This is a genomic window from Candidatus Berkelbacteria bacterium (genome assembly GCA_016187225.1).
Lineage (GTDB): Bacteria > Patescibacteriota > UBA1384 > JACPKC01 > JACPKC01 > JACPKC01.
The window spans coordinates 1-20,176 of sequence record JACPKC010000002.1 but is presented as its reverse complement, the minus strand read 5'-3'; the positions used below and the strand labels follow the sequence as shown (position 1 = coordinate 20,176).

Below are 20,176 nucleotides of genomic sequence, written 5' to 3'. Positions count from 1 at the left end.
TAATAGATAGTAAAGGGTGATTCTCGACAAGCTCGAATAAAAAACTCTCGTCACTCACCATCTACTTCTTACTGCACGGCTGGCAAGGTGGCGATCACGCGTTTCACAACTGAACCATCCGCGAAGGTCTTGATAATTCTCGCTCCACTATAATTTTCAAGGGCGACTCGCGCCCGATCGTAGTTGGCAAAATATGGATACGCAATTGGATCAGGATTAGTCGCCGGCAAGGTATCTACAAACAAATAGTCGGCGCGGGATTGAATTAATTGCCCGGTCTTACGCTCATTCGTGAGATCCATTGCCGCGAGTGCGGAAAATTTATACTCCGGTAACAGAGCTTCATAGTAGGGCGAGCTGGGTGTCGCCAAAATTCGGCTTCCCACTGGCAAGTCTTCAAGATAAGCAAGCTTCTCTTGGTCAGATTTGTCAAACCAGATGAGTCGACTAAAGGATTCGGGGAGTTGGGCTGGGCCAGTTGTGAGCATCACTGTTTGCGAAACCAGGAAGAGAGCGAGAATCGCTCCACTTGCCAATTGATGAGAACGATCGGTTGAAAGTTTCATGAGCGATGTGCCCAAAAGTCCACCCGAAAGCGCCAAGGGGATGCCGAGTTCTCGCGCAAATCGCGCTGGCAGACCAGAAAATTGAGTTCGTGAAAGAGCAAACACAATCCCAATCCAAAGGAGCAAGAAGAGTCGACGTTCCCAAGGCAAATCACGGCGCTGAATCAAAAAGATGATACCCAAAATACCGCTCACCACCACAACCGGACCAACAATTTCATTGTATTGCCCTAGACGAATTGGCGTTCGAAGCGCTGAATCAAAAATAGATGGCGGCTGACCGCCTAAAAGATCGCGGAGCGCCGGCAAGATCACTTCGGGCCCAGCCAAGAGAAGAGCGACTGCGACGGTGAGCAAGAGCGAGGGCAACACTATCCAGCTCACAGTTCGCAAATATGGCACCGAGCCAATTTTAAACCATTTCAAAATCCACAGAGCGAGGAAGTAAACCACTAGAATCGCAAGCAGAAGACCGTAAGTAAGGTGATGGAATAAAGCCACCGCTAAAAAAGACAGGCTCGCAAGTGTGCTGTAAAAAACTGGCTGTTTCCGTAGCCCCAGAACAAGCGCCGTAATGCCAAGGATCAGGAAGAAGCCGCCAGCGATTAAATTTGGATAATTCCCATCCATATAAGCGAGAATCGGACTCGCGCCAGTCAGGCCAATTAGAGCGGCCGCCAAGAGCGCAGTAACGCGATCAAACCAAGCTCGAGCGAGCAAAAACACCGCGAGCGCCGGCAATACAACTAAAAAGGGACCGACGAGAATTAAAATTGTAACTGTGGGCAAGGCCAGCGCTTGTGCGAGCCAGGCAACAATAAAATGAAAAGCCGGCGGATAGGCGCCAATTTGAAACGTGCCACGCTGAATCGCATTGATAAATTGTAAATGAACAGCTGGATCTCCCCCCGGCGGCACAATAAATTCATATTGAAAATAGCCCCAAAACAAGAGGTAAAGACGAAGTCCAAGTACGCCTAAAAGTAGCCCGAAGATGAATCCCGAGATAATACTTTGACGCTTCAAGATCTTGCCCCTCCTAATCACAATTCTTGTTTTTTCAATAAAACAAAAATACCATCGCTTACTCGTGCCATTTGCCAGGGTAAATCCAAAAGACTCATGACAATCTCCATGCCATGAAGCCAGACGCGGTAGAGCATAAAAAACTTGCCCGGCGCGCGAGGTAGATTGCCTGCCATTTTTATTGTATCAAGTCGTGGCCGAGAGCGTTTGGGGGCAAGTGTTGCGAGGAAGGCGCTCCAAGGTTCATCATGCAAAAGGGTAAAAAATTGATGCAAAAGACCTCTCTGTTGGATCTTGAGTCCCGCTTTTTGAGACCAAGCTGGAAAGCATTCTGGTGGAACAAGAAGTTCGGGAAGATGATCGCGCAAGGCGCCCGTGCCCAAGCGACCGCCGCTCAACTTAGATTGAAGCCAATGCCAAGTGCCAGCATTGCGTCGTGAAATAGCGTAAATCAACACCCAACCACCAGGCCTAACAACACGACCGATTTCTGCCAACGCCTTGCCAGGGTTGGGCAGATGCTCAAAGGTTTCGAAACTAATGACTGTGTCAAAAGAATTTTCCTGATAAGGCAAAAGTTCGGCGTCTCCCACCTGAAGGGTCAACGCTGGAAAATGTTTTTGGCCAAGCGCAATTGTCTTCGGCGAAAGATCAATGCCCGTGCCCTCGATCCCGTATTCGCGCCGAAGAGCTTCAAGTCGAGCGCCGGCATTACAACCAACATCCAGCACTTGCTCACCGCTTTTAAGTTCAAGGCGGGCAAGCCAACGCGCAAAAGCGAGATCGCGCAATAACTTGGGCTTGCGAAATCCAAAGGTTCCGGCGCCCGCGGCAAGATCATCGAGGAGATGAGCGTCATAAAGCGCCTGTTGAGCTTGTTTGTGCTGATTCTGTAGAGACATATCTAGTTCAAGGCCAATGAAGTGAATTAGACCGTAGTGTTGATCTAGTGATTTGCGCCTTATCTCACGATAACATCCCAGTACGCTTCTGAACCAAACCAACCCAGACCATCGGCTACGACTTTGAAGTGTTCATGATAGGTGCCCGGACTCATTCCGGACGGCGCTTGTAACCAAAATGAAAAGGTGGCGGTTTCACCCGGAGCGACTGAACTCTCTTGCATCTGGATTCGATTCTGTGAGACCCAGCCCGAAGCCACTCCAGTGCCCGACTCGCGCAAAAAGCCCGTGCCGCGATCGCGCGGCTGATCGGCGCCTAGATGAACAGTCTCTTGTATCCAGGTCGTTGTGCCGGTATTCCGGACCCGTAACACGATATTCGTGCCAGCTCCACCTCGAATAACACTTGGATAGGTAAAAAGTCCATCCGAGGTTGACCAGTTTAAGGTGCTTGCTCCATACCCATCGAGTTCTGATAAAACCCGAAAATCCCAGTAGTACTCGGGTCCGAACCAATCTAATCCAGAAAGTCGCTGTTTCACCAGGCGGGACTGAACTCTCTTGCATCTGGATTCGATTCTGTGAGACCCAGCCCGAAGCCACTCCAGTGCCCGACTCGCGCAAAAAGCCCGTGCCGCGATCGCGCGGCTGATCGGCGCCTAGATGCACCAGATCGCGAAACCAGCGCGAGGTACCGGTATTTCGCACTGTGAGAATGACATTCGCGCCACTGCCACCCAAAGAGAGAGTTGGATAGGTAAATAAACCGTTACTGGTTGACCAAGAAATTGTCGAAGCCTGATAGTCTCCAGCGCTAACAAGCGCATCGGCTAAATTCACAACACCGTTGCCATATTCATCGGTTCGCAGATTGCCGTTCATACCGCTAACCTTGGTGGCCGTCGAGTTTAAAATACTCGTTACATCACTCGCACTGGCGCTACTATGAAAATCCTTCACCAAGGTTGAGATGCCAGCAATGAAAGGCACAGCAAATGACGTGCCGCTCACGGCTTCATACCCCCCGCCGTCGGCAGTTGCGATTACTGAAACACCCGGCGCCATTAAATCAAGAGCGCTACCGTAATTAGAAAAACTGGCACGAGCATTATCGGCCTGCACGGCGCCGGCCGCAATCACATTTTCATAAGCCGCGGGATAGTAAACTGAACTCTCGCCCGTATTGCCAGCCGCCGCGACAAGAAGAATGCCGCGACTGGCGGCGCTATTAACCGCCGCTTCTAACGCATCTGAAGGTGTTGAGCGACCAAAACTCATCGTAATCACGGTCGCATTCTGATTAATAGCATACTCAATCGCCGAAACGATATCTGAAGTCTCTGCCAATCCATCACTATTGAAAGCTTTGATTGGCAAAATTCGCGCCTGCCAATCAACCCCTGTCATTCCAATGGAATTATCGCCGCCCGCCGCCGCGATGCCGGCGATATTCGTGCCATGCCCATTGTCATCCGAGTCAGTATTAGCCGCGATCGCGGTATTGGCCGAGATATTTCTGCCTGCCAATACCTTGCCGGTTAAATCTTCGTGCGTTCCGTCTACGCCGGTATCAATGACGGCAATGACAGCGCTCGTTTTGCCCTGCACGTAATCCCAGCCGGCTTGCATGTTCATTTGCGAGAAAGTCGTTGCCTGACTACTATACCTGGGGTCATTCGGGGTTGAGAAGATTCGAATTGGCTCATCGGCTTCCACACTCTCGAGGGTTGGCAACACGGCGGCCAGCTTGCTCAAATCAGGAATCTCACCCGAGATAATAGCGGTTTGAGTTGCCTGATTAATTTCGACCGCATCTTCAGAAAGATTAAGAGCGCAAGCGAGTTTTACCGCATCTGGCGATTCGCTGAAAGTAAGCAGGTGAGTGATGAGTGGTGAGTGGTGAGTGGTTTCCTCGCCCACTTGAACTTTCCGAGCTGGAGAGTCGTCAATTAGAGCAATCTGTTTTGACTCCAAAGGAAAATCAAAATCCCAGTAGTACTCGGGTCCGAACCAATCTAATCCATCCGCCACCAGACGATAGTGTTCTCGGTAAGTCCCCGGGCGCATATTCGATGGCGCTTGAAGCCAGAAGGAGAAAGTCGCTGTTTCACCAGGCGGGACTGAACTCTCTTGCATCTGGATTCGATTCTGTGAGACCCAGCCCGAAGCCACTCCAGTGCCCGACTCGCGCAAAAAGCCCGTGCCGCGATCGCGCGGCTGATCACTGCCTAAATTCACCGTCCCTCTCTGCCAAATTGCCGCGCCAGTATTTTGAACTCTCAAAATTATATTTGTGCCATTTCCGCCCCGAGTTACGCTTGGATAAGTATGCGAACCGCTTGAAGTTGACCATGAACTGACTGATGCCTGATAACTCGCCGTCACTGAAATATCCCAGAATAACTCTGGCCCAAACCAGCTGATGCCATCGGCCACGAGGCGGAAGTGTTCTCGATAAGTGCCGCTTTGAAGAGAATAAGGCGGCGAAACCACAAAATTAAAGGTGCCATTTTCACCCGGCGCAACCGAGACTTCAACCAACGAAACTCGATTTCCTGATCGCCAGCCCGTTCCACGATTGAAACCGGTGATGCGGTCGCGATTCTGTTCCGTGCCTAAATTCACCGCCCCTCTTTGCCAAGTCGTGCGCCCCATATTTCGCAGTGTGACCTGCAAGGTGGCATCCTGACCACTGCTTACCGAAGGATACTGATAAAGCCCAGCCGAACTTGACCAAGAAATTAGGGTCGCCGCGAACTCCGGCCCAGTGAAGTTGTAGGTGTTGTAGTAGAGATTATGGAAATTGTAGTTCCCATTATAAACATGCGGCGTGTAGCGGTAGAGCGCGGCGGTGGCGCGATTTTCATATGTGCCGCAGTTAGTGCCGTTAAAATCGTCAAAACAAAATGATTGACCCACTTGATAATCGCCAAAGCCTGTAGCCTGTGAACGCTCATAGTTATAGCGCAACTGCCAAGCGCCGTTCTCAACTTGCTTGGTAAAACCAGCATAGTTAGAGTTACACCCGCCCGAATCCGGACAAGCATAGCCCATCGCCGCCCGCAAGGCGCTGTCGTTTTGGGATGTCATTGTCAGCAGACTTTGCTCTTTTTGAAGGGTGACCAGGATCACTTTCGGACTCACCGTGCCGGTACTCGTTGTCAGCGCGATGCCGTTGATCGCGCCCGAAGCATCACCGTAACCGTGAGAGGCATCGTAAATGATTTGCGCGGCCGAGCGGCCGTTTTCTGTAAAATCTTTTAAAAAACCGCCCCGGTCTTCCAAGAAACGCTGAATTTCCGGCGCGGTCATTGAATTTGTATCGATAAACTCACTGTTGGAAATAATATTTGAAGAATTAAAATCAACCGCCGCAACACTTTGCGGAATTACCATCAAGACTGCGCTCAAGAGTGCAGAAAAAAATATGATCGCTCGGTCGAGCCAACGCATATATATTTATTATAGCAAATTTAGAACTTTCTCACTTTTCGACTAAGTTCTAATTCTAAGTGCTCCGAATTAGAAGATAGAGCGCATAAGTGGCGCTCGCGCCAATCAATGCCCCCATCAACCCTTGCAAAACTGTGTGGCGGCCGCGATAGATTCGCGACCAAATGACGAGCGGAATAAAAAGTAAAATCCACCAGGCAAAAGGCGAATCGACAATCAGCGCAAAGGCCGTGACCGCACCCGAAAGCACCCAGGCATGAATGCTGATCTTCCAAAAAAGCGTAATGAAAGCCGCAAATAACGCATTTAAGAAAACAACAACGCCTAAAATAAGGAGCGACGCGGGAACTTTTATCCACCAGTAGATGCCAATCGCAACGGCGGCCGAAACTAGAAAAACTAAAAATGCCATCGCGCGCTGTTCGCGGACCATAATATGAATATCGCTCATCCGCCGCGCTCGAACTTCGTTCGCAATATAAGCGGTCGGTATGATAAAGAGAAAAAGGAAGGGGATGCCGACCCAAGCTACAAATTGCGGCGGGGAGGCGGCAACACGCCAGGTTGCGGCGACAATTAACGCCGGCAAAATTAAGAATGGACTAAAGAGAGCCGAAACGACATAAGCCAAACGATTGCTAAAAAAATTTGCGATCGGCGCTGACTGCGAACTCATGTTAATATCATCTCTGGTGAAAAGATAAGAGTAAAGCCCGCGTATGCTTAAACTTATTTTTAATGAAATTGGAGATTGTCTCTGCCCAACCTTTTGTCTAGGTTGCCAGCGACGAGGAAATTGGTTTTGCAAAACTTGTATTCATGAAAGCGCGCTCTCGCTCTCGCCAACTCAATGCCAGATTTGTCGACGAACTACGTTCGCGCCGAACGCGCTGTGCAAAACGCACCAACAATCTCTGAACCTCAAGGCGCTTGGCTGTTTCGGGAGTTACCAAAAACAACCCCTGAAACGCGCTCTCCACAAGTTAAAATATCAGGGGCTCTCGGCCGCCTTCGACGAGTTTGCGGCTCATGCATATAGTCGTTGGCAAACTATTCTTAAACACACGTCTTGGTCGGCGCTCATTCCAATCCCAATCAGCCCCCAGCGTTTGCGATCCCGTGGTTATAATCAAGCTTTTCTACTTGCTCGCGCCCTCTCCGAGTTAACTCACATACCTGTCAGGACTCAACTTCAGCGAATCCAAGAAACGCGGAGTCAAGTTGGGCTTTCGCGCCGCGAGCGGCAAAAAAATGTGAGCGGCGTTTTTAAATGGACAGGCCCTGAAATTCAAGGGCCTGTTTTACTGATCGATGATATTTGCACTACTGGCGCCACTCTTGCCGAAGCCGCTCGCTGTCTTGCCCAAGCTGGCTTTCGCGAACGCGCCGCTCTTACCCTCGCCTATGATGAAGCGCCCTAAATCATCTCTTGCCTATTACTCATTGCCTCTCTAATATATAAATAGAGGAGGCGGCATGGGTTTAATGACAGACAAACAAACTACGGATGTGGCCAGCGACGACTGGTTGGAAGAAGATAGCGGCGGGCAATTGGCAATCGACGCCTATCAAACTGAAGACTCGGTGGTTATTAAGGCGCCAATTGCTGGTGTTTTGCCTGAAAACCTCGACATTGCCATCACCGACGACATGGTCACGATCAAAGGCGAACGCCAGTTTGGCGATACGATTACACGTGAAAACTATTTCGTTCAAGAGTGTTACTGGGGTTCATTTTCGCGGTCGTATGTTCTGCCCACCTCGGTGGATGCCGACAACGCCAACGCCGACCTTAAAAACGGCATTCTCACAATCACAATTCCCAAACTTACCAAGACTCGCGCGCGCCGTCTGACAATTAAAACGCGCTAGTGAAGAGGTGTTATGGCCAAGGTTCGCAAAGCCGTCATTCCGGCGGCAGGATTTGGAACTCGTTTTTTACCCGCCACCAAGGCAATGCCAAAAGAGATGCTTCCGGTTGTTGATAAACCAGTCATTCAATATGTCGTGGAAGAGGCTGTCGCCTCGGGCATCGAAGACATTATTATCGTCACTGGCTGGCATAAACGCTCGATTGAAGATCACTTCGATTATCCATTCGAGCTGGAAAAACGTCTCGAAGCAGCCGAGAAACAGAGCCAAATCGAAGAGGTGCGCCGAATCGCCGAGATGGCTAATTTTGTCTACATTCGCCAAAAAGGTCCTTACGGCAACGGCACACCGGTTTTGAACGCTCGACATGTGATTGGCGACGAACCGTTTGCCGTTCTTTGGGGTGATCAATTTACCTGGGCGGAAACTCCAAGGCTGAAACAGTGCTTGGAAACATTTCAAGAGTTCGGCGAGCCGGTTCTGTCAGGCGTCAAACTTGCCCGAGAAGAGGATGCCAGCCGCTATGGAATTTTTGACATCACTCCAACCAGAACGCCGCACACTTCAATCTTGAATCGTTTGGTCGAAAAACCGTTGCCCAATGAAGCGCCTTCTGATCTTTTAGCCGATGGTTGTTATGTGCTAACGCCGGACATTTTTACTGAGCTTGAGCACACCCGCCCCGGTCACGGCAACGAGATTTTTCTTGCCAATGCGATCGATGCTTTGAGTAAAAAACGGAAAGCTTATGTTCGAGAGATCGCCGGCGGCCGCTACTATGACACCGGCAATAAATTGGAGTACCTGAAAACCGTTGTTGAATTCGCTCTCAAACGCGAAGATCTCAAAGCAGAGTTTCGTGAGTTTCTCATTAAAGTTCTGCGCGCGTGATACAATGTAATGTAAATACGGAGGGGAAGTGAGTCAGAAAACTCCAATTAAATGGTTTGGGCGAGCTTTAGCGCTTGCCTTGATTCCAATACTCTTAACTGGCTGTATCGGCCGGAAATCTTCAAGCAGTCAAAGTAGCGGCATCGCTGGCCAAACCGAACCAGTCACGCTCAAGATCTGGCGCACCTTTGATAGCGCCGAGGTTTTTGAACCGATTATCGAGGAGTTCGAGCGCGACAATCCCGCGATCACACTTGAATACACACTCATGAGCGCGAGCGAGTTCGAACTGACTACCGCTGAAGCGCTCGCCGCGGGCGAGGGGCCGGATATTTGGTCGATCCGTAACGATTGGCTTCCGCGACACAAGAATAAACTCGTCCCGATGCCCAATGGTCTCCTCGGTAAAAACAGCAATCAAACCGATGAAGATGCCCTCAAAGCCCTGTTTGCCCCGGTCGTTACGCAAGATGTGGTGTACGATGGAAGCATTTATGGCTTGCCTTACTATGTTGACACCCTCGGCATCTGGAAAAACACCGCCGTTTTCAACAAAAAAATCTCTGAACTCGAAGATGTCGACCGCGATGAAGAGGCTGACTTGCTCCGCGATCCGCTCAATACCTACGACAAGCTCCAGCGCGCGGTTGAACTTCTCACTGAAAAAAATCCCGATGGGAGTATTAGCGTCTCTGGTCTCGCCGCCGGCACCGCCAACAACATTTCGCGCGCCGAAGACGTTGTCTACGCGCTCATGCTCCAAAACGGCGCCGAGATGGTTTCGCCCGAGCACACCAACGCAAGCTTTCATTTAGGCGTTAAAAATGCCGTTGGCCAAACTGTTTTCAAGGGCACAGAGGCATTAGAACGCTTTACCGGTTTTGCCGATCCAGCCAAATCTTACTATTCCTGGAACACCTCTATGCCAGGCGATGTTCAGGCTTTTATTGAAGGCAAGGCGGCGATGATTTTTGGCTTTCAATACTACGAACTAATCTTTAACCAGCTCGCGCCGACACTCAAATATTCATCCATACCTCTGCCGCAGGTGCGCGACATCGATACGCCGGTCGACTATGCTTCGTACTATATTGAAACGGTCACAAAAAATACCAAAAATCCCACTCTAGCCTGGGAGGTGTTAAAAAATTTGGTGATTGAGCGCGGTAATCCTTATCGTTCGGCAACAAAACGGCCTGATCCTAAACCCGAAGAAGAACCGCCCACCGTTTTAGATCGAGGCGAGAGCGGTAATCCGTTTGCATATCAGCAACAGACGGCAAAGAGTTGGTATAAAACGAAACGTCCCGACAAAGTTGACACAATTTTCCGCGACTTAATTCAACGCGTGGGCACCAAGAGTCAGGCGCCACAAAATGCCATTGAAGAAGCGGCTCAAAAAATTTCTGCCATTTTACAGGGTGAGTGAGTGATTTATTATCGCGAGGAGACAAAACGATACAACAATCTTTGATATGAAAAAAATTTATCTCAACAAAAAAATTAAGCTTCGACTTTTTGCCCTCGGACTGACGGGTCTAATCAGCGCCAGCGCCTTTGCTTACTCTAAAATTAGTTTTACCGCTTCAGCTGATCCAGTTCAATCCCCAGCTTGGGTTGATGGTGGAATGATTAGTGAGGGCGGGGATGCGCAAGATAAAATTGACGCCGAATTTAACGGGGGTCTTACCAACACCTCGCTCGGTAGGAATGAACTTAGGCCACTTAGCCGCCCCGATGACGTAGACCCGGCGCCAGGCCTTGATGAAATTCGTCAGCAAGGAGGGCTTTTAGCTCAAAACGGTTCCTCGTCAGGTGGATCACCTAATAAAGCCGCGAGTGGCGGCGCAAATTCAAATGGTGGTAGCAATGGTGGTGGAACAAGTGGCACTGGTGGGAACGCAATCCTTCAAATTGGTGCGCCAGATCTAGGTTCCAGTTTTCAAAGCGTAATGTACTTAACTAATGCGGGTAACGATGAACAAACTAAAAAAGCCAAACAGCTTTTAATTGATGCCGTGATCGGGATGGTGATTATTGTGATTGCGTGGGCCGTGGGCAACTACGTTTTGGGTTTGCTTGGGATTGGTTTAATTAGTTTATGAAAAAATTCTCTCTCAATAAAAAAATTAAGCTTCGACTATTCATCCTCGGCTTGACTGGCTTGGTTGGAGTAAGCGCATTTGTCTATTCCAACATTCGCTTTCCAATTCAAGCTTCATTTAACCCATATAACGGCTGGTACTTGCCATATAATGAGGACAATAGTGGTGGATTTTCTTCTGCCGATCAAGATGATAATCGCTCATGGTTTGACGATGTTCCGAATCAAGATAACAGCTGGTACACGGGCAATGATGACAACGTAAGATTGCCTTTTGAATATGGAATTGATGGCGGATCTGGGAGCGAGAGCGGCGTAGGAAGCAACGATGGCGACAATGATTGGGAAATGACAGATGATGATTATAGCCGCTGGTGGTTTGACGATGGTCCAAATGATGATCTGTTTACGGAATCAGATCTTAATAATGGGATTGATGGCGGGTCTGGTAACGGCTGGCAGTTTCCGTGGACTGGCGGGGGGGCTGATGGAGGAAGTGGTGGGAGTGGGGGCGGCGGAGGTAGTAGCAGAAACGGCGGCCTGGGCGGGAGCAGTAAGGGCACAACTCTTCCACCCAGCCCGAAGGTAGTTATCACGCCAATCAGCGAGATAGATTTGAAAAGTGTTTTAAACGTCGATTCGATTGAAACCCTAGTCACTTCGAGCATCCCCAACATCTTGATCATTCTTCTTGGCCTGGTAACGCTGGTTTTCTTTATGATAAATGCTTTCCGCTATCTTTTGGGCGCTGGCGATACCGATGCGACTAAAGAAGCTAAAAACGGCATGTTGTTTGCAATTATGGGCGCCGTCGTTGTGCTCACCGCTTATGGTATTCTCGAAGTCTTAAAACGCTTTATTGAGTGAGGAAAAAATGTCATTGCGAACCAAAACCTACCAACTGGTAAAACGTGTTCAGTCAAAAACCTTCTTGATAGGCTTAATTTTTCTTTTTGCCGTTTTTCTCATTCCTCAACTTACGCACGCCGCTGATCAAAATCTTTTTGGTATCGACTGGAGCATTGTTAGCGACCCAAAAGAACAAACCTTTGAAAATATTATGATATTTTTGAAAGCGATCGCGAACGCAATGATTAGGTTTGTTCTGGCAATCGCCCTGATTTTTCTGATCTTAAATGGCTACAAGCTTGTTACCTCGAGTGGAAACGCCACTCAAGCACAAGCGGCTAAAATGGGCATCTTATATACTTTACTCGGTATCGGCGTGGTCTTTGGCTCCTATATGTTTCTCAAATTTCTCGCCGCCTCGTTCATACTGCCGGACGCGATTAAGTTGGAACCCTAGGACACTGGCAATTCACCACCTCTGTGGAGAAATACGCTCGACGAAACGAGTATGGTATAGTGGCATTATAAACTTATAGAGGCAAGAAAAATGATTCAACTCGCCCAAAGCGTCGATACGCCAAATAAATTACGTGGCACGGAATTTACCAATATCTCGGACGCGATCAGCGCTTTTTTTAACATCGGCATCACTTTGGCCGGGGTGATTTTCGTTCTGCTTTTTTTAATTGGCGGCATTCAGTATCTTGTGGCCGCCGGCAACGAGGAAAACACGAATAAAGCCAAAAAACTGTTGGTGGATGCGATCGTGGGTTTGATTATTGTCGTGATTGCCTGGGCGATAGGCACATATATCTTGCAACTCCTCGGCATTGGCGAGGCGGGCAAACTTGATCTGGGCATTCAATAAATAGGCTGGAGGGCTATGCGAAAATTTATTTCCTTAATTTCATTAATTGTGTTTCTTGCGCCGTCACTCGTTTTGGCGAAAGCGGCTAAGACTGCGCCAGGCGCGCCAAGTGTGAAGTCGACAGGCGAAAGCGCCAGCGGTGGCGGGCAAGTTTTGCAAAATATTGATCCGCCAGATAATGTACTTAACTAATGCGGGTAACGATGAACAAACTAAAAAAGCCAAACAGCTTTTAATTGATGCCGTGATCGGGATGGTGATTATTGTGATTGCGTGGGCCGTGGGCAACTACGTTTTGGGTTTGCTTGGGATTGGTTCAATCGATATCGGCGGCTAAATATATATATTTATCAAAGGAGGATTTATGACAGTCTGGTTAATGCGACAGAGGGAAAGTTTAGTCAAGATTTTAGCTGTTTCGAGCTGGGCCATGCCGGCGGTTGCCTTTGGGCAAACGATCGAACAACCCGATAAAATTCCGAATAAATTCACGACTTTTGAAGGCACAATCGAATCCATCTTCGATATCGCCATCATCGTAGCGGGCGTGGTGTTTGTAATTCTTTTTCTGGTTGGCGGCATTATGTATCTTGCCTCTTCCGGCAATGAAGAGCAGGTGAAAAAAGCGCGGGCGCTCATGCTCGACGCCGTGGTTGGCTTGGTGCTCGTGGTAACCGCCTGGGCAGTTGGCACCTATGTTCTGCGTCTCTTGGGAATCGAAGGCGTGACAAGCGACAGCATCCCCACAACGGTTGAGTAAATTGGTTACGAGCGAGGGGTAAAACGTGAAGAGTTATTGTTTTATTTATTATTGCTTACTCTTCTTTGTTTTTGTATTTTCCCCGATATTCTCGATATCGACAGTCCAGGCTGGAGATGACCCCGGGGGGGAAAGTGGTGCGGCTGGAAAAACAGAACCCGCTGACGCTAAAGATGGCTCTAGCGCCATCTTGGAATCAATTAACGATAGCTTAAAATCACTTGGGCAAATACCTAAAAACACTGGTAAAGGGATTAATGATGCGGTAGAAGGCGTAAAGGGTACTCTAGGTAATATAATGCAAAAACTTTCCGGTGAAAGCGCTGGGGGCGGGGCAACACAAACTGGCCAAGAAGGTAATGTCGGGCTCGCCCTCGAACCGCCCGAAAGCTTGCCCCCAATTTTCCATGATATCGGTACGTCTTTTCCAAAAATCTGGAATCTGGTCGTAATCGCCGCCACGGTAATTTTTATGATTCTTTTTTTGGGAAGCGGGATTCGCTATCTCACAGCCGCCGGCGACGACACGCAAAGCAAGGCCGCAAAAAGCATGCTGACTGAATCGGTCATTGGCATTGCTCTCGTTGTTCTCGCGTGGCCAATCGGAATTTATATTCTCCAGGTTCTAGGCGTCGCCGATACCACTTTCAACGCGCCCGATATTACACCTTCGATCTCACCCGGGAGCTCCAACGTCGATTTAAGCCCTGGCGGGAATCAAGTCAGTGTTGGCGGCGGCGGGGCAACGCCCAGTATTAAGGCGGGAAAAGTTAAGATTCAACTCAAGAGTGGGGCGCCGGCTGTAAAATTGCGCGTTAAGGAACGCAAGTCCGACGTTGTTCACGAAGTCATCACCGACTCCAATGGACAAGACACGGTTGAGGAAGTCGCACCCGGCGAGGTCGATATCTACGACGAAGAGGGTAATCTTATTAGTCCCGCCTTTGTTGAAGAAGGCAAGGAAAGTAAGGTGACACTTGATCACACGCGCCAGACAGTGAGTCTAACGCTAATCACTACTAATAATAAAAACACGAATCAAACTGAACCTAATCAACTCCTTGAAATCTATACTGGCGGGCAAAAAATCGATGAAGTGATAACGAATAGCAGTGGCACGGCTACACTTCAATTACCACCGGATCTGCCGGTTACGATCAAAAATGCCAGTACGGGTGAAGAGCTTTATCAAGATGCGGTGCCGGACGACAATGGCCGCGTCTGGACTGTTTTCGTTCCAGAATAAAAAACCGGCCTACAGACACACGCTGACAGGCCGATAAAAAAGCTACTTGCTACTTTATGCGCACCATTTCAAAGGTGCCGCGAGGCTCGTTTTGAGCCTCGCGTAACACCCAAAACCGCTCGCCGGTTTGCGCTCGCGTGAAGCGCGGTTGGTTGCCGCGCACAAGGATGGCACGAATCTTCTCAGCCGTTTCTGGGCAGGCCTCGAGAAGCACCACTGCTTCCGAGGAGCACCGGATACTTTCCGGTACTACACCTTCTCGCCCCGATGGCCCGCCCCGCGATACGCGAGACACTCTCGCAATCTCACCCGCGGCAACCTTGCGAGTGAGTTGGGCGGTCAGATCGCCCATGAGATCGTCCATCGCTCTGTCGAGCTGATGGGACTCGATCGCGTCTGAGTTGGCGCGGCGCGTGACGCTACTCGACTCGCTCCCACCTATTCCGCGGTAGGAGCTCGAATTCGACGCCCGTGGGCGCACAACCCAAGGCACGCTCCGCCAGGCTTCAAGAATCGTTCTCCCATCCTGATCGATCACTCGACCATTCACCTCGAAGGTGTAACCCTTGAGGTGTTGGGAGTCGCGTTGCGTGCTCGAGACGGTGCGCGTGCGAACATGAGTTCGCATCTTACCCTTCCGATCCCAGGTTGAATAAAACTCCGGCACCTGATAACGAAAGGTTGAAGATCGCCGCCGCGACTCATCGCCCTCGGCCAAAATTTCATACGAAATTTTGAAAGCGTAAAACGCACGCGGCTCTTCCTCGTACGGCCAGCCGTTCGCCCTGACTCGTCGCTCGATGCCCTCCTGGAGCTTCTTTTCATTCACCGACCGGCTCCCGCTTTGCTCCGGGCGTTCGACGACGATCGGCAGAAGGTAATCTGCCGGACTGTAGAGCGATGTATACGCCTTCGCCTGCCCCACGAGAAAGATGGCCATTACGATCACCCAAAACGGCTCGCGAAAAAAGTATCTCATTGTAAAACCCTCCAATAAAAAATTTTCGCCCTTGCTTAAAGGACAAAAATTTGTATCATATCAGGAGGGAAATGTCAATCTGAACCAGATTTTTTCTCACTTGCCTCGTAGGCGATTCCACCAAGAACGAACCTGACCCAAAATTCCTTTTGATTCACCCTTGTTCTCGGCAGGCGCTGGTCGCGTCGAGATTTGCATCGAGTTGACATATTCCTGGGCGGCTTGCGCGAGGTTTTTATGCGCAAGCGTGATGGAATTTTTATCCTTATTCGACAACTTACTGATTAGAGCCTGAAACTGGTCTTCGCCAATTTTTTCAAACTTTCCATCCTTCTCAACAAAGAAAGGAATAACTTCGATACCTTTGCCCGATGCTTGCGGCTGTTCCCAGCTACCGATTTTAAGATGCAGATTATCCGGGATAAGGGCAACAAGTTCTTGAACGACAGGCGCAAGTTGGGCGGGGAAACTGGCCAGATCGACTGGGCTTAAAACACCATCGTTCGCCAAAGGCTGAATTGTTTCGCTAACGCCTGCCTCGCCTGGACTTTTAGGCAAATGAAGCGCCAATGGGTCTTCTTTGGTGGAGGGCTTTCCAAATCCACTAAATGGGGGCAATGTGGGCTCGACAAGCGTCTCTCCGTCAGCCGCCCTTGCAAGATCTCGAGCTAATTCTCTGGCCTTATCGTTGCCACCGAGCGCTGGATGAGTAGGGGCATTTTCAATTGGCTTCTTCCCATCTGGCGCCGCTTCTTGCGCTTCCGACGGAGTCATTGTCTCCGGCATGCTTCCTCCTTTTGATATGGAACTCATTTCGCAATATACTCGAATCCGTATGGTAAAGTAAGTGGAGAAGTGGAGGGTTGATGTTTGATGTGCGTTCGATGGTGCAAAACGTAAATCGCGATGAGGAGGAACGCGAAGCGCAAGCGCTTGCCGAGCGTCTGCGCTTACAATATGTAAATCTAGTCGACTACCCATTTTCTCGCACTATCCTGCATGTCATTCCCGAAGAATCAATTTCAAAGTATCTCCTTATACCTTACTTGCGCGCTGGCGCAAATCTTAAACTTGCCACGCCGAATCCGGAGAATCCTGACCTGTCGCGTTTTTTGAACGAATTTGGCGCCGCTCAAGGCATGGCGCTTTCACTCGCCGTTTGTTCGGGCACAAGTTTTTCGTATGCTCGCAAATTGATCGAGATTGAAGCCGACAAGGCGCCATCGACGCCTGCGGTGAGCGAGCAAAAAAACGAGGTGTTAGCAAATTTTCAGGATCGCGCCGGTTTAGCTCAACGCCTAAGCGCCGTCTCAACCACCGAGATCATGGATGTGCTCTTTGCCGGCGCCGTGGCGATGCGCGCTACCGATATTCATATTGAACCGGCCGAGAATAAAATGACGGCTCGATTTCGCATCGATGGCGTGCTCCAAACGATCGCCGAGGTGTCGTTTGCCCAGTATCGTCTGCTTCGAAGCCGAATTAAGTATCTAGCCCAACTCAAACTTGATGTTATCGACACACCTCAAGATGGACGGTTTGAATATCGTTCACTCGATAAAAAATTTGATGTTCGCGTTTCCAGCTTACCAACTGGCTATGGCGAAACCTTTGTTCTGCGCTTGCTAACCGGCGGGAGCGCTAAAATTAAGCTTGACGATCTCGGCTTCACGCCCGAACAAGCGGCCGTCATTCGCACTGCGATTAGCAAGCCGAATGGTCTGATTTTGAATACCGGCCCGACCGGATCCGGTAAAACGACAACGCTCTATGCCATTCTTTCGGAGCTAAACAAACCTGGCGTGAAAATTATTACGATTGAAGATCCGATCGAGTATCGAGTTGAAGGCGTTCAGCAGTCGCAGATCGATCATGAAAAGAACTACGATTTCCCGGCCGCGCTCCGAAGTATTCTGCGCCAAGACCCGGATATTATCATGGTCGGTGAAATTCGCGACGCCGAAACCGCTACGATTGCGGTTCAGGCCTCATTGACCGGCCACTTGGTTTTAGCAACTTTGCATACTAATTCAGCCGCCGGCGCGATTCCCCGCTTGCTCGATATGGGCGTCAAAACTTACTTGCTTTCAGGCGTGATCAATCTAATTATTGCTCAACGATTAGTGCGCCGTCTGGAAAATCCCAATGGGGTGGGGGATGAACGCTATAAAGGTCGAATTGCGATTGCCGAGCTCTTAACGCCGAATCCTGAACTCGAAACGCTTATTCAACAAAAAGCCTCGATCGATGCCTTCAATCAGGCCTCAAAGCGCGCTGGCATGATCTCGCTCTTTGAGGATGGGATGCAAAAAGTTAAACTCGGCCTTACAACCGAGGAAGAGATCCATCGGGTGGCGACAGATGCGTCTAACGACGCTCCAAAATCTCAACTATGATCTCTGAATCAGTTTGTCGCGACTGTGCTCCCTACACTGCTCATCCCAATCATTGGCTCGAACGGCAACTCGAGATATTGGAGTGGATCGCCACCCCACTTTGTTGTCCGACGCAGTGGGTACGACAACACGCTCCGCCGGTCATCCATACGATCTTTGGTTTTGGGTTGGGTGTCGGCATTGATATTCTACGAAAAATCGGTGTCCTAGGCGCTCGCAAAGTTACAGCCGACGATACGGTCGCCGCCGCTAATTTACGCATCATCGCGGTCGCCGCTGACCGACGAGGCGCGCACGTTGAATGTCTAACTTTTCGAGGAAAGGATTGCCCCATTGGCGAACTCCACTCTGACCACCGGCGACATTACTTTGAAGGGCTACCGCTCCTCACTTTGGCAACGCCAAAACTAGCGTACGACGACAAGCAAGCGCTCAAACAGCTTCTCCAACGACTCGACCTTCCGCACGCCCAAGGAGGAGCGGCCACGAGCGCGTCGCGAGCGCGTCGGCTCGCGCAACAGCTTGGGGTTCCGGTGGTCATTAAGCCCCGATTCGGAAGTCTTAGCCGCCATACATTCGTTAATCTGTCGACACCGATCGAGATTGATAACGCGATTGCGCGCACCCGCCAATTCTCACGCTACCTTATCGTGGAAGAGTTCATCACCGGGCACGTCTGGCGAGTCGTTTTCGTTGGCGATCGTCTAATTGCCGCCTGTCGCCGCGATCCACCGTCGATCGTCGGAGATGGACAAGCCTCGATTCGTACTTTGCTCTGTCGAAAAGCCGACTCAATCGAGTCGCGCTCTGGTCGGCGCATTCACGCTGTAAGCGACTCGATTCTCGATGAACTCACCCGGAAGGGATATGAGTTAGATATCGCTCTTCCGACTGGGCAACGGGTCTACCTAGGAGAAAAAGTTATCGCCGCGTTGGGCGCTGAATTTCACGACGCGACAGACGCAATTCATCCTGATATTGAGGCTCAACTTACACGGCTGGCCCATACCTGCAAGGCACCTCTCCTCGGGATTGATCTCATTGCCCCAACGCTCGCCGAGCCATTGTTCCCAGGCAAAAGCGTGATCATCGAGGTCAACAGCCTGCCAGCAATCGAACTTCATCACTACCCTTCAAGCGGCCAATCTCGCGATGTCGCGGGATTGATCCTCGATCGTGCCCTAGCAATGTTCCATTTGTAGCAAGGCGCCATGAGGTTTTCGAGGCCTTGTTCTCCAACCGACTTGTAGTAACAATGAATCTCGTAATCGGGTTGAAAATGCCAGGTTATTCGCCTAGACTGTCGGAGCATTGGAGAGGTCGCATAGTGGACTAGTGTGCTTGTTTCGAAAACAAGTGAGGCCGCAAGGCTTCCGTGGGTTCGAATCCCACCCTCTCCGCCAATTTTCACTTTTTGTGAAATCGTAAGAATTAGCCTCGGCGCAAAGCGCCTCGGCATGGTATTTTTCCGCTATTTTGAAGGCATTTTTGAAATCGCACGCCAGCGTGCGGTCGGCAATGCGGAAGTTCGAACCAATCTTTTTGAGAAAATCCCGAATCCGTTCGAGATTTTCTTGTTGAGCGTATTTTTCGGCTTGGTTAGCCTCTTTTAAAAAGGCAATGGCAAGTTCGAACCGATTATTGCTCTTTCGCCCAAAAGCGGATATTTTTTCTTCCAAATCCTTTTTTGCGAGAATGAACTTGTGCTTTTTGGCGGTATATTCCGTTTGCGACAAATTGCCGTCCAGTTGCAAATCGAGCAAACGATCAAGTTTTGTTTCTATCTCCACAAGCTCATTTCTCGCTTTTTGGGCGAAAGAGCTTTCCGCTTGGGCAAGTTTCATTTTTTCGTTTTCGAAAAAATTGATTGAGGCGTTTGCCCAAGCGGAAGACAAAGAAACTTTTTTGATTTCTTCCTTTATTTGAGAAGTGATGGCGTCCTCTCTCGCATACCTTTGCGAACAAGGATTTTTCCGTTTGGTACATCTTAAATAGTTGTGTCCTTTTTGCGTTTCCGTAGTGATGAAACAACCACACTCTCCACAACGGAAAAATCCTCTAAAAATGTAAGGTTTGAGTTTTGGCGATTTCGGTTTGCTCTTGTTCGCCATCACTTCTTGGCATAAATCAAAAAGTTTCTTTGTGATAATCGGTTCATGCTTTCCGTCATACAATTCGCCATTATATTCAATCATTCCGTAATAGATTTTATTTTTCAACATATACTGATAATTTGAGACGGAAAGCATTTTGCCTTTCTTGCC

General features: G+C 49.6%; 21 protein-coding genes, 1 tRNA gene and 1 pseudogene. 15 read left to right on the top strand and 8 right to left on the bottom strand.

What is annotated here, in order from left to right:
- Positions 1-68 precede the first annotated feature (68 nt).
- Genes HYW32_00145 through HYW32_00125 form a run of 5 tightly spaced genes read right to left on the bottom strand, consistent with a single transcriptional unit; the run spans position 69 to position 6,623 of the window.
- On the bottom strand, positions 69-1,592 hold the full coding sequence (locus tag HYW32_00145) for a hypothetical protein (GenBank protein MBI2589434.1): 1,524 nt from the start codon (positions 1,590-1,592) through the stop codon (positions 69-71).
- 17 nt (positions 1,593-1,609) lie between these two features.
- Positions 1,610-2,494, bottom strand: coding sequence for a methyltransferase domain-containing protein (locus tag HYW32_00140; protein ID MBI2589433.1), 885 nt, complete (start codon positions 2,492-2,494; stop codon positions 1,610-1,612).
- A 59-nt stretch (positions 2,495-2,553) separates the two neighbouring features.
- Positions 2,554-2,718 (bottom strand): hypothetical protein, encoded by a 165-nt coding sequence (locus HYW32_00135; GenBank protein ID MBI2589432.1) that lies wholly within the window; start codon positions 2,716-2,718, stop codon positions 2,554-2,556.
- A complete protein-coding gene (locus HYW32_00130) occupies positions 2,690-5,947 on the bottom strand; it encodes a S8 family serine peptidase (protein ID MBI2589431.1) in 3,258 nt (1,085 codons plus the stop codon). The genes HYW32_00135 and HYW32_00130 overlap by 29 nt, the downstream gene beginning before the upstream one ends.
- 55 nt (positions 5,948-6,002) lie before the next feature.
- Entirely contained in the window at positions 6,003-6,623 is a 621-nt protein-coding gene (locus HYW32_00125) for a hypothetical protein (protein ID MBI2589430.1), read from the bottom strand.
- 43 nt (positions 6,624-6,666) lie between these two features.
- Between HYW32_00125 and HYW32_00120 the strand changes: the two genes are divergently transcribed.
- From HYW32_00120 to HYW32_00065, 12 genes are all read left to right on the top strand, one after another.
- The gene (locus HYW32_00120) at positions 6,667-7,368 is read left to right on the top strand and encodes a ComF family protein (protein ID MBI2589429.1); all 702 of its coding nucleotides are present in this window, start codon (positions 6,667-6,669) and stop codon (positions 7,366-7,368) included.
- A 55-nt stretch (positions 7,369-7,423) separates the two neighbouring features.
- Positions 7,424-7,819, top strand: coding sequence for an Hsp20/alpha crystallin family protein (locus HYW32_00115; GenBank protein ID MBI2589428.1), 396 nt, complete (start codon positions 7,424-7,426; stop codon positions 7,817-7,819).
- A 12-nt stretch (positions 7,820-7,831) separates the two neighbouring features.
- Positions 7,832-8,710 carry a UTP--glucose-1-phosphate uridylyltransferase gene (locus tag HYW32_00110; protein ID MBI2589427.1) on the top strand — a complete coding sequence of 293 codons (879 nt, stop codon included), beginning with the start codon at positions 7,832-7,834 and terminating at the stop codon, positions 8,708-8,710.
- Between the two features lie 28 nt (positions 8,711-8,738).
- A complete protein-coding gene (locus HYW32_00105) occupies positions 8,739-10,139 on the top strand; it encodes an extracellular solute-binding protein (GenBank protein MBI2589426.1) in 1,401 nt (466 codons plus the stop codon).
- 46 nt (positions 10,140-10,185) lie between these two features.
- The gene (locus HYW32_00100) at positions 10,186-10,815 is read left to right on the top strand and encodes a hypothetical protein (protein MBI2589425.1); all 630 of its coding nucleotides are present in this window, start codon (positions 10,186-10,188) and stop codon (positions 10,813-10,815) included.
- Positions 10,812-11,681, top strand: coding sequence for a hypothetical protein (locus tag HYW32_00095; protein MBI2589424.1), 870 nt, complete (start codon positions 10,812-10,814; stop codon positions 11,679-11,681). The genes HYW32_00100 and HYW32_00095 overlap by 4 nt, the downstream gene beginning before the upstream one ends.
- A 7-nt stretch (positions 11,682-11,688) precedes the next feature.
- Positions 11,689-12,120, top strand: coding sequence for a hypothetical protein (locus HYW32_00090; GenBank protein MBI2589423.1), 432 nt, complete (start codon positions 11,689-11,691; stop codon positions 12,118-12,120).
- Between the two features lie 90 nt (positions 12,121-12,210).
- The gene (locus HYW32_00085; protein ID MBI2589422.1) at positions 12,211-12,531 is read left to right on the top strand and encodes a hypothetical protein; all 321 of its coding nucleotides are present in this window, start codon (positions 12,211-12,213) and stop codon (positions 12,529-12,531) included.
- 15 nt (positions 12,532-12,546) lie between these two features.
- The gene (locus HYW32_00080) at positions 12,547-12,723 is read left to right on the top strand and encodes a hypothetical protein (GenBank protein MBI2589421.1); all 177 of its coding nucleotides are present in this window, start codon (positions 12,547-12,549) and stop codon (positions 12,721-12,723) included.
- Positions 12,710-12,868 (top strand): hypothetical protein, encoded by a 159-nt coding sequence (locus HYW32_00075; GenBank protein ID MBI2589420.1) that lies wholly within the window; start codon positions 12,710-12,712, stop codon positions 12,866-12,868. The genes HYW32_00080 and HYW32_00075 overlap by 14 nt, the downstream gene beginning before the upstream one ends.
- Before the next feature lie 27 nt (positions 12,869-12,895).
- Entirely contained in the window at positions 12,896-13,291 is a 396-nt protein-coding gene (locus HYW32_00070) for a hypothetical protein (GenBank protein ID MBI2589419.1), read from the top strand.
- Between the two features lie 25 nt (positions 13,292-13,316).
- Entirely contained in the window at positions 13,317-14,537 is a 1,221-nt protein-coding gene (locus tag HYW32_00065; GenBank protein ID MBI2589418.1) for a hypothetical protein, read from the top strand.
- 49 nt (positions 14,538-14,586) lie between these two features.
- Here HYW32_00065 and HYW32_00060 read toward each other — a convergent pair whose 3' ends face one another.
- Together HYW32_00060 and HYW32_00055 are read right to left on the bottom strand one after the other, a co-directional pair.
- Positions 14,587-15,516: a hypothetical protein gene (locus HYW32_00060; protein ID MBI2589417.1), complete on the bottom strand. Its 930-nt coding sequence runs from the start codon at positions 15,514-15,516 to the stop codon at positions 14,587-14,589.
- A gap of 96 nt (positions 15,517-15,612) precedes the next feature.
- Positions 15,613-16,302 (bottom strand): hypothetical protein, encoded by a 690-nt coding sequence (locus HYW32_00055; protein ID MBI2589416.1) that lies wholly within the window; start codon positions 16,300-16,302, stop codon positions 15,613-15,615.
- Between the two features lie 80 nt (positions 16,303-16,382).
- On the opposite strand from HYW32_00055, the gene HYW32_00050 reads away from it, so the two are divergent.
- The 3 genes from HYW32_00050 (at position 16,383) to HYW32_00040 (ending at position 19,315) form a co-directional block, all read left to right on the top strand.
- Positions 16,383-17,912, top strand: coding sequence for a type II/IV secretion system protein (locus HYW32_00050; GenBank protein MBI2589415.1), 1,530 nt, complete (start codon positions 16,383-16,385; stop codon positions 17,910-17,912).
- The gene (locus HYW32_00045) at positions 17,909-19,114 is read left to right on the top strand and encodes a hypothetical protein (protein ID MBI2589414.1); all 1,206 of its coding nucleotides are present in this window, start codon (positions 17,909-17,911) and stop codon (positions 19,112-19,114) included. Before HYW32_00050 ends, HYW32_00045 begins: the two co-directional genes overlap by 4 nt.
- 111 nt (positions 19,115-19,225) lie before the next feature.
- Positions 19,226-19,315 (top strand) — tRNA-Ser (locus HYW32_00040).
- A 501-nt stretch (positions 19,316-19,816) separates the two neighbouring features.
- On the opposite strand, the pseudogene HYW32_00035 reads toward HYW32_00040, so the two are convergent.
- A pseudogene (locus HYW32_00035) lies at positions 19,817-20,134 on the bottom strand (recombinase zinc beta ribbon domain-containing protein).
- Positions 20,135-20,176 lie beyond the last annotated feature (42 nt).